Source organism: Micromonospora sonneratiae (assembly GCF_042679305.1).
GTDB lineage: Bacteria > Actinomycetota > Actinomycetes > Mycobacteriales > Micromonosporaceae > Micromonospora_H > Micromonospora_H sonneratiae.
Genome location: NZ_JBHTMP010000102.1, coordinates 1 through 16,019 on the forward strand (window position 1 = coordinate 1; position 16,019 = coordinate 16,019).

The following is a 16,019-nucleotide window of genomic DNA, read 5'->3' on the forward strand; positions in this document are numbered from 1 at the left end:
CGGCCGGTGGCCTGCCACCGGCCGGGCCGGACAGCCTCGCCGCCCACCGGCCACCGGCGGGCGGCGGCGCACTCACCTTCAAGCCGATCCCGCCGAACCGGCTCGACACCATGATCGTGCCCAACGGGTACGACCACGCGGTGGTCATCCGCTGGGGTGACCCGGTGCTGCCCGGCGCCCCCCGGCTGGACGTACGGAACCAGACGGCCGCCCGACAGGCCAAACAGTTCGGCTACAACAACGACTTCGTGGGCGTACTGCCACTGGACGACCGGGGACGGCGGGCCCTGCTCGTGGTCAACCACGAGTACACCAACGAGGAGCTGATGTTCCCGGGCTTCACCAGCCACGACGCGTTGACCGTCGAGCAGGTACGGACGGCGATGGCGGCGCACGGCATGTCCGTCGTCGAGTTGGAACGGGTCGACGACACCGGCCGGTGGGTGCCGGTCGACTCGGGCCGACGCCCGTACAACCGACGGATCACGGCACTGGAGACCAGGTTCGAGTTCACCGGTCCGGCGGCCGGCTCGACCTGGCTGCGTACGGCGGCCGACCCGTCGGGGCGTACCGCGATCGGCACACTCAACAACTGCGCCGGTGGGGTGACCCCGTGGGGGACGGTGCTTTCCGGCGAGGAGAACTTCAACCAGTACTTCGTGGGCGGTGACGCCGCGCCGGCGGAGTCTCAGCCCAGGCTGGCCCGGTACGGCATCTCGACCAGTTCCCGCTACCCGTCGGGGAACCGCAAGTGGGACCGGGCCGACGAGCGGTTCGACCTGGCCCGGCACCCCAACGAGGCGAACCGGTTCGGGTGGATCGTCGAACTCGACCCGTTCGACCCGAAGTCGCGCCCGCGCAAGCACACCGCGCTCGGCCGGTTCAAGCACGAGGGTGCCAACGTCATCGTGGCCCGGGACGGGCGCGTCGTGGCGTACCTGGGCGACGACGAGCGGTTCGACTACCTCTACAAGTTCGTCTCGGACAAGCGCATGATGCGCGGCAACTCCACGGCCGCCCGGCGGCACAACCTGAGCCTGCTCGAATCGGGCACGCTGTACGTCGCACAACTGGACCACACCAGCGCCGGGGAGATCGACGGCTCCGGCCGGCTGCCCAGCGACGGTGCCTTCAACGGCTCGGGCCGCTGGATCAGGCTGGTCCGGGGCGACCGGTCGTACGTGCCCGGAATGACCGCCGCCGAGGTGCTCACCTTCACCCGGCTGGCCGGTGACGCGGTCGGAGCGACCAAGATGGACCGTCCGGAGGACGTCGAGCCGAGCCCGTCGACCGGCAAGGTCTACGTCGCGCTGACCAACAACACGAACCGGGGCATCGACAGCAACCCGAAGGCGGACGAGGCGAACCCGCGCAACGGCAACAAGCACGGGCACATCCTGGAGCTGGTCGAGCGGCAGGGCGACCACACGGCCGAGACCTTCACCTGGTCACTGCCGATCGTCTGTGGCGACCCGAACGACCCGGCCACCTTCTTTGCCGGCTACGACAAGAGCAGGGTCTCGCCGATCTCCTGCCCGGACAACGTGGCGTTCGACGGGGCCGGCAACCTCTGGATCTCCACCGACGGCAACGCGCTGGGCGGTAACGACGGCCTGTTCGCCACCGCCGTCGAGGGTCCGGAGCGGGGTCACCTGAAGCAGTTCCTCACGGTGCCGTTGGGTGCGGAGACCTGCGGACCGTTCATCACCACGGACAACCGTTCGGTGTTCGTCGCCGTACAGCACCCCGGTGAGATCGACGGCGCGTCCATCGACAGGCCGGCCTCCAACTGGCCGGACGGCGACTTCGCCAAGCCGGCGGTGGTCTGCACCTGGCGACTCGACGGTGGCCGCGTCGGCAGCTGATGTCAGGGTGGGCCCCGTTCAATCGCTTCCTGCATCGAACGGGGCCCTTCCCAACCGGAAACCCGGCCGTCAGCCCTCGTTGGCCAGCCCTTCGGCGACGGCCCGGGCAGCGCCCTGCAACTTCGCCCGGATCACCCGGGCCGAGGTCATCAGATCCGCAGCCGGCAGGGCACAGGCGATCACCACCCGGCGTTCCATGTCCTTGTCCGGGCAGACCACGACGGAGGCACAGGCCACCCCCTGCCGGAACTGCCCCAGTTCCAGATGCATCCCACGGCGGTCGCCGGCGGCCAGGTCGGCCTCGAACGCCTCAGCGGTGACCAGGGTCGCCGGGGTGAACGGGCGCATGCCGAATTCGCGTAGGTAGCGGAACCGCTGTTCGGGCGTGAGCGTCGCCAGCAGGGCCTTGCCCAGGGCGGTGGCGTGTGCCCCCTCGTCGAATCCCGGTACGAGATCCTCCAGGTAGGGCGACCGGGAGCCTTCCGACACCGCCGTGATCGCCACCTGTCCGCCGACGAACCGGCCCAGGAAGTGGCTGAAGCCGCTGTCGGCGGACGCCCGACGTAACGACTCACCGACCGCGGGCGGACCTCGGAAGGCGGTCACCAGCTCCCGATACCGGTCGGCCACCTCCAGGCCGACGATGTACGTGCCGTCTTCGCGCCGGATCACGTAGCCCTCGTAGGCGAGCGTGCGCACCAGGTGGTACGTCGTGGCCACGGTCAGCTCGCACCGTCGCGCTATCTGCTTCACGGTCAGGCCCTTCGGAGCCCGTCCTACCGATTCGAGGACACGTAGCGCTCGCGACACGCTACGGATCAGGTCCGAAGGTTCCGCCAAGGGGTCGCGCACAACCACCTCCGCCGCCGGGGCTTACACCATATGAAAAATCGGCCGTCAAGAAAATGACCGTTCGGATTGAGGATGCCAGATCTACGGCGACTACGCGTGCAGCGACAGACACGTTCGGTTCATACGTCCAGATCGCATAAAATGTTTCACATATGACCGAGATTCAGGTGGACGCCCCTTCGCATACCCACCCCGTACGCGCCGCCGCCGGAGCCACCGCCACCACCATCGGCTGTGTCCTACCGGTGTTCCTGCTCGGCGGCCTCGCCGTCCAGATGGGCGATGAGCTGCACTTCTCCCCGGCCGGACTGGGCCTGGCGGTCTCCGTCTACTTCGGCGTGAGCGCGCTGGCCTCGGTGCCCTCCGGGGCACTCGTCGAGCGGTACGGACCACGTGTCGTCGCCCGCGCCGGGCTGCTGCTGGCCGCCGTGACGCTGCTGGCCATCGCGGTCGTCGCCCGGTCCTTCGCCACCCTGGTCGTCCTGCTGGCCCTCAGCGCCGGAGCGAACGCGCTCGGTCAACTCGCCAGCAACGCCGCTCTGGCCCAACACATCCCGGCCGGACGGCAGGGCCTGTCCTTCGGTGTCAAACAGGCGGCGATCCCCGTCTCGACCCTGCTGGCCGGTGCCGCCGTACCGACGATCGCCCTGACCGCCGGCTGGCGGTGGGCCTTCGTCGCGGCGGCCGGGGTGGCGCTGGCCACGCTGCCGGCCGTACCCGCTGGTCGACGCCCGACGGCCAAGCCGGCGGGAACCGGCGGTCAGCGGGCCACCACGGCCCTGATCGTGCTCGGTGTGGCCGCGACCCTGGCAGCAGCCGCCGCCAACGCGCTGGGCACCTTCGTGGTCGACTCGTCGGTGGCGCGGGGGCTGTCCCCCGGGCTGGCGGGCCTGACGCTCACCTTCGGCAGCGCGGTCTGCGTCGCCGCCCGGGTACTCTCCGGCTGGCTGGCCGACCGCCGCACCGGCGGGCACGTCGCCGTCATCGCCGGCATGCTCGTCGTGGGTGCCGTCGGCCTGACCCTGCTGGCCGTGGCCGGAGCCGGGCCGTTGGTGGTCGGAGTGACGCTCGGCTTCGGCCTGGGCTGGGCCTGGCCGGGGCTGATGAACTTCGCCGTGGTCCGGCTACACCCCCAGGCACCGGCCGCCGCCACCTCCATCACCCAGACCGGCGTGTACGCGGGCGGCTGCATCGGTCCGCTCGGCCTCGGCGCCGTCGCCGGGTACGCGGACTACCCGACGATGTGGTTGACGGCCGCGATCGCCATGCTGGTGGCAGCCGGCCTGATGCTGGTGGGGAGCCGGATGCTGCGTCGACGGTCGGCACCACTCAGTACGTCTCCAGCGTGACGATCGCCTGGCTGAAGTCACCTGAACGGAAGGCCGCCTCCGGGATCATGAAATAGAGCGTCGGGCAGGCGGACGGACCGTCCAGCAGCTTCAGCAGATGCACGTGGCTGTCCTCCCAGCGGTGGATCGACCCGAGTTCGCCGACCGGCCAGCCGAACGCCGCACACCTCGGTGGGTTCGTCACCAGCCCGCCTGACTCGTAGAACGCCGCCACCTTCGTGGCGGCGTCCAGGGGGTGCAGCCCGAAGTCGATGTCCTGTACGGCCGCGCTCCACTCGTCCGGCATGGTCAGCACCGGCTCGGCATGCAGTGGCTCCCGCCCGAAGGAGACCGTCCCCACCGGAGCCGCCACCTCCACCGCCCGTGCCGGATCGGCGGGGACCACCCGCAACCAGCGTGGATCGTCGAAGTCGACCTCCGGGTACGGCTGTCCCGGCCCGGGTTCCACGACGAAGAAGTTGAGCAGGCCAGCCGGGCTGGGACGATGCTCACCGAGCCACGGCGCAAGAGCTTCCAGGTCCAGTACGGCCAGCAGACTCAACGGAAAGCCGTCGGCCTCCGGCCAGGGCGTACCCGGTTCCAGCAGCGCCGGACCACCCACCGCGCAGCGTCCGGTGGGCGACGGGTCGTCCCCGCGCAGGATCCCGAATCCGGGTCGGGCCAGGGCAGCCAGCCGGGAACCCGCAGCTTCCCCGAACTCCGCGACGCACACGGTACGGAGCCCGGCCAGGGCGTGACCAACATCCATACCGACACTCCACCAGCCGGGTCTGACAGGCTGGTCGACCGGGGTGGCAAAGATGGTGGCTACCCCGCGCCTGTCGGTGCGCCCGCCTATAGTGCCCCGCGTGAACTCGTGGTACCACGCACAGTCGGCCGCCCGGAAGTGGGGCGGCGACCCCGGGGACTATCTGGCGATCGAGGAGTTCATCGACTCCTCGAAACAGATCATCGGGGACGTCCGTCATCGGGCGATGTACCACCACACCGCCGGGGTCTACCTCTGCCAACGCATCTTCGGCGACACCCTGCGCATCGGACGCAAGCAGGTCCCGGTCCGCCTCATCGCGGAACGACACATCCTCGAGGATCTCGGCTGGCTGCCGAGTCCGGCCGACTACATCGAGGGCATGCCCATAAAGGCCTGGATGTCCGGCGCCCAGCGCCAGCAACTCCCACTGTCCACACTTCTCGGAGGAGACCAGTAGTGACCCGCAAGAGTTTCCTCGGTATCCCGGTCGAGGGGGCGATCATCAGAGGTCACCGCGTACCGCAACGGCCGGTGACCGATCTACAGCCCTTCCTCCGCGCGTTGCTCGACGACGACACGATCACCGAGTTCGGCTGGCGTCAGTACACCCCCTACTTCAACGACGGCGAGCCGTGCGTCTTCAGGGTGGGTGAGTGCTGGGTGCGTACGACGACGGACGCGGCGACCGTCGACGCCGCCGACCTCTGGATCGGCAGGTACGACACCGACCATCCGGGCCTCGGCCAACTGGAACGGACGGCTGACGGCAACAGCCGTTACCAGGGTGTCGACGAAGCTCGCTACCAACGGGCGATGGCCCTGGCAACCGCCCTGGAGGACGGTGCCTTCAACGATGTCCTACTTGAGACGTTCGGTGACCATGCCAGCGTGACGGTACGCCGGGACGGCATCACCGTCGACTACTACGAGCACGACTGACCGGGCTACGAAGCACGTCTGACCGGCAATGCCTCGCGGTTCAGCTGGTGCGGTCGGCGATGAAGTCGCAGAGCGACTCCAGGGCCCGGCGCGGCGGACAGTCCGGCAACGGTGAGAGCCGCTGCCGGGCGTCCTCGGCGTAGCTGCGTACGGTCTCCCGGGCCCGCTTCATCGCCGGCGACTCCCGCAGCAGACCGAGCGCCTCGGCATGCAGGGCGTCGTCGGTGACCGGTCCGGTGGAGAGAATGTCCCGCAGCCGTGCGGAGGAGGCATCCGAGTCGTCCGAGGCCAATGCGTAGAGCACGGGCAGCGTGGGGACACCCTCGCGCAGGTCGGTGCCGGGCGTCTTACCCGACTGGACCGACTCCGACGCGATGTCGAGCAGGTCGTCGGAGAGTTGGAACGCCACACCGATCGTCTCGCCGTAGCCGGCCAGGGCCGCGGTGTGCTCGGCCGACGCGTTGCCGAACATGCCACCGAACTGGGCGGAGGTCGCGATCAACGAGCCGGTCTTCCCACTGATCACGTCCAGGTAGTGGGTGACCGGGTCGTCGCCCGCCCGGGGACCGACCGTCTCGGCGATCTGCCCCTGCACCAACCGGGCGAAGGTACGGGCCTGCAACCGGACCGCCTCGATGCCCAGATCGGCGGCGATGTCCGCCGCACGGGCGAACAGGTAGTCACCGACCAGGATGGCCACCGAGTTGGTCCACCGCGAGTTGGCGCTCTGCGCCCCCCGGCGCACCGGGGCCTCGTCCATGACGTCGTCGTGGTAGAGCGTTGCCAGGTGGGTGAGCTCCATCACGACGGCCGCCGGCACCACCTGCGGCGCCGTCGGATCGCCGAACTGCGCGCCGAGCGCCACGAGCAACGGGCGGAACCGCTTGCCACCAGCCACGACCAGGTGCCGGGCAGCCTCGGTGACAAACGGATCCGCACTCGTCACACTGGCCCGCAGGTCAGTCTCGACTGCCGCGAGGACGTCGAGCACCGACGCCTCTAGCTGCGCATCGACGAAGTCGAGTCCGATTCCTGTCAGGCCGTCAGCCGGTCTCACCACGTCTTCCACCATGCCACATGGGCCCAAGCCCCCCTGGTGGGGGGCAGTGCCGAAAGACATGACGAGACCTGCCGGAGGACGATCACCGGACGAATTCGGCTGCGCCGCTGGCGAGTTCGAGCAGGGAGGCTGGGGCGACACCGAGCACCAGGGTGGCCACCACACCGATGGCCAGCGCCAGCTTGGTCAGCGCGCCCGTACCCGAGACGCTCGGCGTGGTGTCGCCCGGCTCGGAGAGCCACATCATCACCACGACCCGCAGGTACGGGAACGCGAGGATCATGCTGCTCACCACACCGACGATCACCAGCCAGGTCTGCCCGCCCTCCAGCGCCGCCCCGAAGACCGCGAACTTGCTCATGAAGCCGCTGGTCAGCGGGATACCGGCGAAGGCCAGCAGGATGAACGTGAACAGCCCGGCGTACAGCGGCGACCGACGGCCCAGACCGGCCCAGCGGGACAGGTGGGTGGCCTCGCCGTCGGCGTCCCGTACCAGCGTCACCACGGCGAACGCGGCGATCACCGAGAAGCCGTACGCGACCAGGTAGAACATCGTGCTGGAGAGGCCGGCCTTGTTCATCGCAAGGACACCGACGAGGAGGTAACCGGCGTTGGCCACCGAGGAGTAGGCCAGCAGCCGCTTGATGTCGGTCTGGGTGACCGCCAGGATCGCACCGACCAGCATGGTCAGGACCGCGACCCCGCCGAGTACCGGCGTGAAGTCCCACGCCGACCCGTCGAAGGCCACGTAGAGCACCCGGAGCAGTCCACCGAAGGCGGCCACCTTGGTGCAGGCGGCCATGAAGCCGGTGATCGCGGTGGGCGCGCCCTGGTAGACGTCGGGCGTCCACACGTGGAACGGTGCCGCCGCCGCCTTGAAGAGCAGGCCGATGGCCAGCATCGCCAACCCGGCGACCAGCAGGATCTTGTTCGCCTCCGGGTCGAGCACCGCCGTGTGGATGGTGGAGAACTCGACGCTGCCCGAGCCCTGGGCCGCCTTCACCGTGAAGCCGTAGATCAGCGCGACGCCGAAGAGGAAGAACGCCGAGGCGTAGGCACCGAGCATGAAGTACTTCAGGGCAGCTTCCTGGCTGAGCAGCCGCCGACGACGGGCGAGTGCGCAGAGCAGGTAGAGCGGCAGCGAGAAGACCTCCAGCGCGATAAACATCGTCAGCAGGTCGTTCGCGGCGACGAAGACCAGCATGCCGGCGATGGCGAACATCGTCAGCGGGTACACCTCGGTGTTGCCGGGGACGCCGCTGGCCTGCCGCCGGTCCTCCGTCGAGTCGGCGGTGATCGCAGCCTGGGCCACGAACGCGCCACCACGCTCCACCGCCCGCTCGCCGATCAGCAGCAGCGCCATGATGGCCAGCACCAGGATCCCGCCCTGGAGGAAGAGCGTGGGCCCGTCCACCGCGATCGCGTTACCGGCGGTCAGCATCTCCGTACCGGCGTTGCGAACCACCATCACCAGGGCCGCGACCAGCGCGACCAGGCCGACCACGAACTGCACCAACTGCCGGCGAAGGCGGGGCACGAACGCCTCGACGAGTACGCCGACCAGCGCGGCACCAACCATGATCAGGATCGGAGCGAGGGCCGCGTAGTCAATCGACGGCAGCTTCAGCTCGGTCATTTCGCGGCCTCCTGGACGCTACCGACCGTCGGGGCGGGGTCAGACTTACCGACTTGCTGCATCGTGTCCCGGACGGCCGGGTTGATGACGTCGGTGACCGGCTTCGGATAGAAGCCGAGCAGCAGGATCAGCGCGATCAGCGGTGCGACCACGATCTTCTCCCGCAGGTTGAGGTCACGGTGCATGGCCTCCACCCCGGACAGTTCCGGGTTGAGCGTGCCCTGGGTGGTGCGCTGCACCATCCACAGCACGTACGCGGCGGCCAGGATGATGCCAAGGGTGGCGATCACCGCCACCGGCTTGTTCACCGTGAAGGTGCCGATCAGCACCAGGAACTCGGAGATGAACGGCGCGGTACCGGGCAGGGCCAGCGAGGCCAGACCGGCGAAGAACAACACCCCGGCCAGCAGCGGCACGAGCTTGCCCGCACCACCGAAGTCGCTGACCAGCGCCGAACCGCGCCGGGCCACCAGCATGCCGACCACCAGGAAGAGCAGGCCGGTCGCCAGACCGTGGTTGAGCATGTAGAGCACCGCGCCCGTACCGGCCTGGGTGGTGAAGGCGAAGATGCCGACGCCGATGAAGCCGAAGTGGGCGATCGAGGTGTACGACACCAGCCGCTTGAGGTCGTTCTGGCCGACCGCCAGCAGTGCGGCGTAGATGATGCCAATCACCGCCAGCGCGATCGCCCAGGGCGCGAACCACTTCGACGCCTCGGGGAACAGCGGCAGGCAGTACCGCAGGATGCCGAAGGTGCCCACCTTGTCCATCACGCCGACGAGCAGCGCGGCGGCACCGGCCGGGGCCGCGCCACCGGCGTCCGGCAGCCAGGTGTGGAACGGGAAGAACGGTGCCTTGATCGCGAAGGCGACGAAGAAGCCGAGGAACAGCCAGCGCTCGGCACCGGTCGACAGGTCGATCTGGGTCAGCGCCTGCCAGTCGAAGGTCTTCCCGCCCAGCACCCACAGGCCGATCACGGCGGCCAGCATGAACAGACCGCCGACCAGCGAGTAGAGGAAGAACTTCACCGCGGCGTACTGCCGCCGCTGCCCGCCGAAGCTTCCGATCAGGAAGTACATCGGGACGAGCATGATCTCGAAGAACACGTAGAACAGGAAGATGTCGGCGGCGGCGAAGACGCCGATCATCGTGGCCTCGAGGATCAGCAGCAGCGCGAAGTAGACCGGGACGGACCGCTTCGAGTTGTCGGCGTCGTGCCAGGAGGCCAGGATCACCAGCGGCACCAGCAGCGCGATCAGCATCAGCATCACCAGCGCGATGCCGTCGGCGGCGAAGGTGAAGTTCACGCCCCACTGGGGAATCCAGGCGTACGACTCGCGGAACTGGAACCGGTCGCCGCCGACCTCGAAGGCGACCCACATGAACACGGCGAGTACCAGTACCGCCAGTGACCAGCCCAGCGCCACCAGCTTGGCCAGTTGCGACTGGCGTCGTGGCAGGAACACCACGACCAGCGCACCGACCAGCGGTGCGACGGTCAGCACCGAGAGGAAGGGGAAGTCGGACATTATTCGGCCTTACCTCCGTCGTCAGTGCACGAGCCGCCGGTGCTGGCGGACCGGATGAGCCCTGTCACGCCAGCCACCCCATCTGCACGGCCAGGAACGCCGCCACCACCAGCAGGGCACCGGTGAGAATCGACGTCGCGTAGGACCGGACGAAGCCGGTCTGGAGCCGGCGGAGCCGGCTCGATCCGCCGCCGACCCCCGCAGCCAGGCCGTTGACCAGCCCGTCGATGCCACGGTTGTCGAGGTAGACCAGCGCCCGGGTGAGGAAGATTCCGGGCTTCTCGAAGACCGCCACGTTGAAAGCGTCGGTGTAGAGGTTGCGTCGGGCTGCGGTGACCAGCACCCCGGCCGGCTGCTCCTGCGGCGCGGTGCCCCTGCCGAACAGCAGCCAGGCAACGGCGACACCGAGCAGGGTGACCACGATCGAGAGGATGGTGATCATGGTGTGCGAGAGGACGCCGTGCGCCTCTGCGGCACCACCCTCGGGCAGCACCGGGGTCAGCCACTCCGGAACCGAGCTGGCCATCAGCGCGCCGGCCCCGATGGAACCGATGCCGAGCAGGATCAGCGGCACCGTCATGATCGGCGGGGACTCGTGCGGGTGGTCGATGTCCTCGGTCCACCGCTTCGGTCCGTGGAAGGTGAGCACGAACAGCCGGGTCATGTAGAACGCGGTCAGACCGGCACCGAGCAGCGCCGCTCCACCGTACAGCCAGGAGGTCCAGTCACCCCGCGCGAACGCGGCGGCGATGATCGGCTCCTTGGAGAAGTAGCCGGAGAGCGGCGGGATGCCGATGATCGCCAGCCATCCGGTGGCGAAGGTGATCCAGGTGATCTTCATGTACTTGGCGAGACCACCGAAGCGGCGGATGTCCACCTGGTCCTTCATGCCGTGCATGACCGAACCCGCGCCGAGGAACATGTTGGCCTTGAAGAAGCCGTGCGCCAGCAGGTGGACGATGGCCAGGGCGTACGCCCCGCCACCGAGTCCGACGCCGAGGAACATGTAACCGATCTGGCTCACCGTGGACCAGGCCAGGACGCGCTTGATGTCGTCCTTGGCGGCACCGATGATGCAGCCCATCAGCAGCGTCAGCGCACCGACGCTGACCACCACGGTCTGCAACGTGGTGTTGAGCGAGAAGATCGGGTTGGACCGGGCGATCAGGTAGACACCGGCGGTCACCATCGTCGCGGCGTGGATCAGGGCCGAGACCGGGGTCGGGCCCTCCATCGCGTCGGGCAGCCACGCCTGTAGCGGGAACTGGCCGGACTTACCGGCGGCACCGAGCAGCAGCAGCAGGCCCATCACCAGTACGGTGCCGGCGGCGAGGCTGCTGGCACCGTTGAACACCTCGTCGTACTGCGTGCTGCCGAGCGTCGCGAACATCATGAAGATGGCGATCGCCAGACCCGCGTCACCGACGCGGTTCATCAGGAACGCCTTCTTACCCGCGGTCGCCGCCGAGGGCCGGTCGTACCAGAAGGAGATCAGCAGGTACGACGCCACACCGACGCCTTCCCAGCCGAAGTACAGCATCACGTAGTTGTTGCCGAGCACCAGCAGCAGCATCGCGGCAACGAAGAGGTTGAAGTACGCGAAGAACCGGCGCCGGCCCGGGTCGTGGGACATGTAGCCGACGGCGTACACGTGGATCAGGAAGCCCACACCGGTGATCAGCAGTACGAACACCGCAGCCAGCGGGTCGAAGAGCAGACCGAAGTCCACCTTGAAGTCGCCGACGGCGATGAAGTCCCAGAGGCTGCGCTCGACCGCCCGGTTGTCCAGGCCACGCAGCTGGAAGAAATAGGTCAGGCCGAGCACGAAGGCGGCCCCGACGCTGGCGACGCCCAGCCAGTGGCCCCACCGGTCGGCCCGGCGGCCGAGCAGCAGCAGGATCGCCGCGCTGACCAGCGGGATGGCCACCAGCAGCCACACGCTGCTCAGCAGTCCAGACGCCTGGGCGTACTCGACAGCTGAGATCGGCTGCGCCGGTGCTGCCGCTGCGGCTGAGGCCGACAGAGCCTGGGCGCTCCACATGGTCTGTTCCACTACGGGGCCCCTTTAGTACTTGAGCAGGTTGGCGTCGTCGACGCTGGCAGAGCGCCGAGTCCGGAAGATCGACATGATGATGGCGAGTCCGACCACGACCTCGGCCGCAGCGACCACCATGACGAAGAACGCCATGACCTGGCCGTTGAGGTCGCCGTTGATCCGGCTGAAGGTCACCAGCGCCAGGTTGGCCGCGTTGAGCATCAGCTCGATGCACATGAACAGGACGATGGCGTTACGCCGGATCAGCACGCCCGCCGCGCCGATGGTGAACAGCACCGCGGCGAGGATCAGGTAGTAGTCGGGGGTCACTTCTCAGTTCCCTTCGGAGCGGCCTCCGCCGAGGTCAGCTCACGCGGGGGCATGATCTCGGGGAACGGGGCCTCGGTCAGGCTGCCGTCCGGCAGCCGGGCGGGCGTGACCACCGAGGAGGAGGTCGCGAACACGCCGGGCCCGGGCTTCGGGCCGGGGTACGAGCCGGGAGCGAAGCGGGCCTTCATCTGCTCCACCTGGGAACGCCGGTCACCCTTGCGCCGCTCGATGTACGCCAGCACCATCGCGCCCACCGCAGCCGTGATCAGCAGCGCCGAGGTGATCTCGAAGGCGAAGACGTACTTGGTGAAGAGCAGGCTGGCGATGCCCTGCACGTTGCCGCCCGCGTTGGCCTGCTCCAGCCCGACCGCCTCGGTGCCGCCGACGGCCCGGTAGATGCCGGAGCCGACCAGGGCGGCGAACCCGACGCCGAGCACGACCGCAGCGATCCGCTGGCCCCGCAGGGTCTCGATCAGCGAGTCGGAGGCGTCCCGCCCGACCAGCATCAGGACGAACAGGAAGAGCATCATGATCGCGCCGGTGTAGACGATGATCTGCACCATGCCGATGAACGGTCCCGACTGCATCACGTAGAACGCGCCGAGGCACAGCATGGTGAGCACCAGCCAGAGCGCCGAGTGCACGGCGCTGCGGGCCGCCACCATGCCGATCGCCCCGATCAGGGCGAGCGGAGCGAGGATCCAGAACGCGATCTCCTCGCCGCTGGATACGCCGCCCGCCGCCGCGAGCACCGCATGCCCGCTCGTCATAAGGTCACTCCAGTCGGTTCAGACCCGTCAACCTGGCTGGCCTCGGCCCACGGTGCGCGCTCGGCGCCGGCCGAGGTGCCCGGATTGGTGAGGGCACCCACGTAGTAGTCCTTCTCGGAGTCACCCAGCCGCATCGGGTGCGGCGGCTGCTCCATGCCCGGCAGCAGCGGCGCCAGCAGCTGCTCCTTGGTGAAGATCAGGTCCTGCCGGGAGTCGCGCGCCAACTCGTACTCGTTGCTCATGGTGAGCGAGCGGGTCGGACACGCCTCGATGCACAGGCCGCAGAAGATGCACCGGGTGTAGTTGATCTGGTACGTCTTCGCGTACCGCTCGCCCGGCGAGAACCGCTGCTCCTCGGTGTTGTCGCCACCCTCGACGTAGATCGCGTCCGCCGGGCAGGCCCAGGCGCACAGCTCGCAACCGATGCACTTCTCCAGGCCGTCCGGGTGCCGGTTGAGGATGTGCCGCCCGTGGTAACGGGGCGCGGAGACCGGCGGCTTGAACGGGTAGTCGGTGGTGATGACCTTCCGGAACATATGGGAGAAGGTCACTCCGAACCCTTTGAAGAATTCGAACGCCATCTCACACCTCCTTGCCGGCCGCGCCGGAGTCGTCGTTCGTGGTGGTACGCGCGACCCCGCCGTCGGTGTCCTCGCGACGACTGCTGGCCATGACCGGCTGCCGTTCGGCGACCGCCCGCCGGGCCCGTGGGCTCGGCGGCACCTGAAGGTCGAGCGGCGGCAACGGGAAGCTGCCGACGGGTCGGCTCGCCACCTGCTCCTCCAGGCTGGGCAGCGTGGCCTTCTTCTTCTCCGGCCACAGCAGGACGACCAGCAGGAGCCCGACGACGACCCCTCCGATGATCAGGTAGCGGGTGGTGTCGGCCACGTTCTGGTCCTGCAGGGTCCGGATGCCGGCCAGGGCCAGGATCCACACCAGGTTGACCGGAATCAGCACCTTCCAGCCGAAGCGCATGAACTGGTCGTAGCGCAGCCGGGGAAGCGTGGCCCGCAGCCAGATGAAGCCGAAGAGCAGCAACAGCACCTTGCCGAAGAACCAGAGCATCGGCCACCAGCCGGAGTTGGCACCCTCCCAGAAGCTGATCGGCCACGGGGCCCGCCAGCCGCCCAGGAAGAGCGTGGTGCAGACCGACGACACGGTGATCATGTTGATGTACTCGGCGAGGAAGAACATCGCGAACTTGAACGACGAGTACTCGGTGTGGAAGCCACCGACCAGCTCGGACTCGGCCTCGGGCAGGTCGAACGGGGCCCGGTTGGTCTCACCCACAGCGGAGATCACGTAGATGACGAAGCTCGGGATGAGCAGGACCGCGTACCAGCTCGGGGCGGTGACCTCGAACCCGAACAGGTTGATCGGGTTGCCGTGCTCCTGGGCCCGGACGATCTCGGAGGTCGACATCGTGCCGGCCGTCATGAAGACCGCGACGAAGGAGAGCCCCATCGCGACCTCGTACGAGATCATCTGGGCGCCGGAGCGCAGGCCGCCGAGCAGCGGGTAGGTCGAGCCGGACGCCCAACCGGCAAGCACGATGCCGTAGATGCCGATCGAGGCACAGGCCAGCACCACCAGCACGGAGACCGGGGTGTCGGTCAGCTGCAGCGGCGTGCGCTCACCGAAGATCGACACCATCGGCCCGAACGGGATCACCGCGAAGGCGGTGAAGGCGCAGACGGCGGAAATCACCGGAGCCAGGAAGTAGACCACCTTGTCCGCGGTGAACGGGATGATCTCTTCCTTGAAGGGCAGCTTGAGACCGTCGGTCAGCGACTGGAGCCAGCCGTTGGGCCCGACCTGGTTGGGGCCGGGCCGCTGCGCCATCCGCGCGACGACCTTGCGCTCGTAGTTGATGGTGAAGAGGGTCAGCAGCAGCAGCATCACGAAGACGCCGAGCACCTTGATCAGGACGATCCACCACACGTCCTTGCCGAAGTCGGCGAGGGTGGGGCCCTCCGCGAGATAGGTCGGGATCACTTGACCGCTCCCTCTTTCGTCTGCTGCGCGGGCAGCGACACTGCCCCGACGGACAGCCGGACGACCGCACCGGACGTCACGCCGAGGGCGCGCCGCACGGTCGAACCAGGTGAGTTGGTCGGCAGCCAGACCACGTCGTCGGGCATCTCGGTGAGCGCCGCCGGCAGGGTGATCGCGCCCCGGTCCGTACCGACCGTGACAGCCTCACCGTCAGCCACTCCCAACGCCCCGGCGGTGGCCTTGCTGAGCCGTACCACCGACGGCCGGGCCGTGCCAGCGAGGTGCTCGTTGCCCTCGATCAGGCTGCCCAGGTCGATCAGTTGGTGCCAGGTGGCCAGTACCGCCTCACCCTTACCCGGCCGGGCCGGACCGGTCGACTCGACCGACGGCGTGGCGGCCCGGTCGGCCCGGGTCGCCGGCAGCGAGCCCAGTTCCCGGCGGATCGTGTTCACGTCGCCCGTGTTGAGCTGCACGTCGAGCTGCGCGGCCAACGCTTCGAGCACCCGGCCGTCGGTCATCGCGGTCGTGTTGAGCACGGCCTCGAAGGTGCGCAGCCGGCCCTCCCAGTCGAGGAAGCTACCGGCCTTCTCCACCACCGGGGCAACCGGGAAGACCACGTCGGCGCGGCGGCTGACCGCGCTGAGCCGCAGTTCCAGGCTGACCAGGAAGGGCACCCGGTCGAGGGCCTCCTCGGCCAGTCGGGGGTCGGCCAGGTCGGCCGGGTCGACGCCGGCCACGACCAGCGCAGCCAACTGACCGGCCGCCGCTGCGGCGATGATCTGGTCGGTGTCCCGGCCCGCCTGGCTCGGGATGACCCCGGCCGCCACGTCCCAGGCCGCGCCGAGTTCCGCGCGGGCCAGCGGGTCGGACACCGGGCCGCCACCGGCCAGCAGTTCGGGCAGGCAGCC

General features: G+C 68.7%; 15 protein-coding genes. 4 read left to right on the plus strand and 11 right to left on the minus strand.

The genetic code is table 11. The features are described from left to right. Window positions 1–1,865 (plus strand): PhoX family protein (locus ACFQ4H_RS32960; RefSeq protein ID WP_377578854.1); only part of this gene is annotated, 1,865 nt, incomplete at its 5' end. Between the two features lie 69 nt (window positions 1,866–1,934). Here ACFQ4H_RS32960 and ACFQ4H_RS32965 read toward each other — a convergent pair. Next, window positions 1,935–2,717, minus strand: coding sequence for an IclR family transcriptional regulator (locus tag ACFQ4H_RS32965; RefSeq protein WP_377578856.1), 783 nt, complete (start codon window positions 2,715–2,717; stop codon window positions 1,935–1,937). A 152-nt stretch (window positions 2,718–2,869) separates the two neighbouring features. Here ACFQ4H_RS32965 and ACFQ4H_RS32970 point away from each other — a divergent pair, with 152 nt between their 5' ends. After that, complete coding sequence (locus ACFQ4H_RS32970; RefSeq protein ID WP_377578858.1) at window positions 2,870–4,066, plus strand: MFS transporter; 1,197 nt, start codon at window positions 2,870–2,872, stop codon at window positions 4,064–4,066. Here ACFQ4H_RS32970 and ACFQ4H_RS32975 read toward each other — a convergent pair. Beyond that, window positions 4,047–4,814, minus strand: a complete 768-nt coding sequence (locus ACFQ4H_RS32975) for a DUF1963 domain-containing protein (RefSeq protein WP_377578860.1) — start codon at window positions 4,812–4,814, stop codon at window positions 4,047–4,049. The two genes, ACFQ4H_RS32970 and ACFQ4H_RS32975, sit on opposite strands and share 20 nt — an antisense overlap. Window positions 4,815–4,914: 100 nt before the next feature. On the opposite strand from ACFQ4H_RS32975, the gene ACFQ4H_RS32980 reads away from it, so the two are divergent. Together ACFQ4H_RS32980 and ACFQ4H_RS32985 are read left to right on the plus strand one after the other, a co-directional pair. Further along, window positions 4,915–5,274, plus strand: a complete 360-nt coding sequence (locus ACFQ4H_RS32980; RefSeq protein WP_377578862.1) for a DUF6915 family protein — start codon at window positions 4,915–4,917, stop codon at window positions 5,272–5,274. Then, window positions 5,274–5,756: a hypothetical protein gene (locus tag ACFQ4H_RS32985; protein ID WP_377578864.1), complete on the plus strand. Its 483-nt coding sequence runs from the start codon at window positions 5,274–5,276 to the stop codon at window positions 5,754–5,756. Before ACFQ4H_RS32980 ends, ACFQ4H_RS32985 begins: the two co-directional genes overlap by 1 nt. Window positions 5,757–5,796: 40 nt before the next feature. Here ACFQ4H_RS32985 and ACFQ4H_RS32990 read toward each other — a convergent pair whose 3' ends face one another. From ACFQ4H_RS32990 to ACFQ4H_RS33030, 9 genes are all read right to left on the minus strand, one after another. Beyond that, window positions 5,797–6,828: a polyprenyl synthetase family protein gene (locus ACFQ4H_RS32990; protein ID WP_377578866.1), complete on the minus strand. Its 1,032-nt coding sequence runs from the start codon at window positions 6,826–6,828 to the stop codon at window positions 5,797–5,799. 70 nt (window positions 6,829–6,898) lie between these two features. Then, the gene (gene nuoN, locus ACFQ4H_RS32995; protein WP_377578868.1) at window positions 6,899–8,452 is read right to left on the minus strand and encodes an NADH-quinone oxidoreductase subunit NuoN; all 1,554 of its coding nucleotides are present in this window, start codon (window positions 8,450–8,452) and stop codon (window positions 6,899–6,901) included. Then, window positions 8,449–9,981: an NADH-quinone oxidoreductase subunit M gene (locus ACFQ4H_RS33000; RefSeq protein WP_377578870.1), complete on the minus strand. Its 1,533-nt coding sequence runs from the start codon at window positions 9,979–9,981 to the stop codon at window positions 8,449–8,451. The genes nuoN and ACFQ4H_RS33000 overlap by 4 nt, the downstream gene beginning before the upstream one ends. Window positions 9,982–10,045: 64 nt before the next feature. Further along, complete coding sequence (gene nuoL / locus ACFQ4H_RS33005) at window positions 10,046–12,022, minus strand: NADH-quinone oxidoreductase subunit L (protein WP_377578882.1); 1,977 nt, start codon at window positions 12,020–12,022, stop codon at window positions 10,046–10,048. Between the two features lie 24 nt (window positions 12,023–12,046). Then, complete coding sequence (nuoK, locus tag ACFQ4H_RS33010) at window positions 12,047–12,346, minus strand: NADH-quinone oxidoreductase subunit NuoK (RefSeq protein ID WP_377578872.1); 300 nt, start codon at window positions 12,344–12,346, stop codon at window positions 12,047–12,049. Continuing rightward, a complete protein-coding gene (locus ACFQ4H_RS33015; protein ID WP_377578874.1) occupies window positions 12,343–13,116 on the minus strand; it encodes an NADH-quinone oxidoreductase subunit J in 774 nt (257 codons plus the stop codon). Before ACFQ4H_RS33015 ends, nuoK begins: the two co-directional genes overlap by 4 nt. Then, on the minus strand, window positions 13,113–13,697 hold the full coding sequence (gene nuoI, locus ACFQ4H_RS33020) for an NADH-quinone oxidoreductase subunit NuoI (RefSeq protein WP_377578876.1): 585 nt from the start codon (window positions 13,695–13,697) through the stop codon (window positions 13,113–13,115). The genes ACFQ4H_RS33015 and nuoI overlap by 4 nt, the downstream gene beginning before the upstream one ends. Window position 13,698: 1 nt before the next feature. Next, entirely contained in the window at window positions 13,699–15,111 is a 1,413-nt protein-coding gene (nuoH, locus tag ACFQ4H_RS33025; RefSeq protein ID WP_377578878.1) for an NADH-quinone oxidoreductase subunit NuoH, read from the minus strand. Further along, window positions 15,108–16,019, minus strand: a 912-nt coding sequence (locus ACFQ4H_RS33030) for a molybdopterin dinucleotide binding domain-containing protein (RefSeq protein ID WP_377578880.1), incomplete at its 5' end; no start/stop codon positions are given. The genes nuoH and ACFQ4H_RS33030, both read right to left, overlap by 4 nt.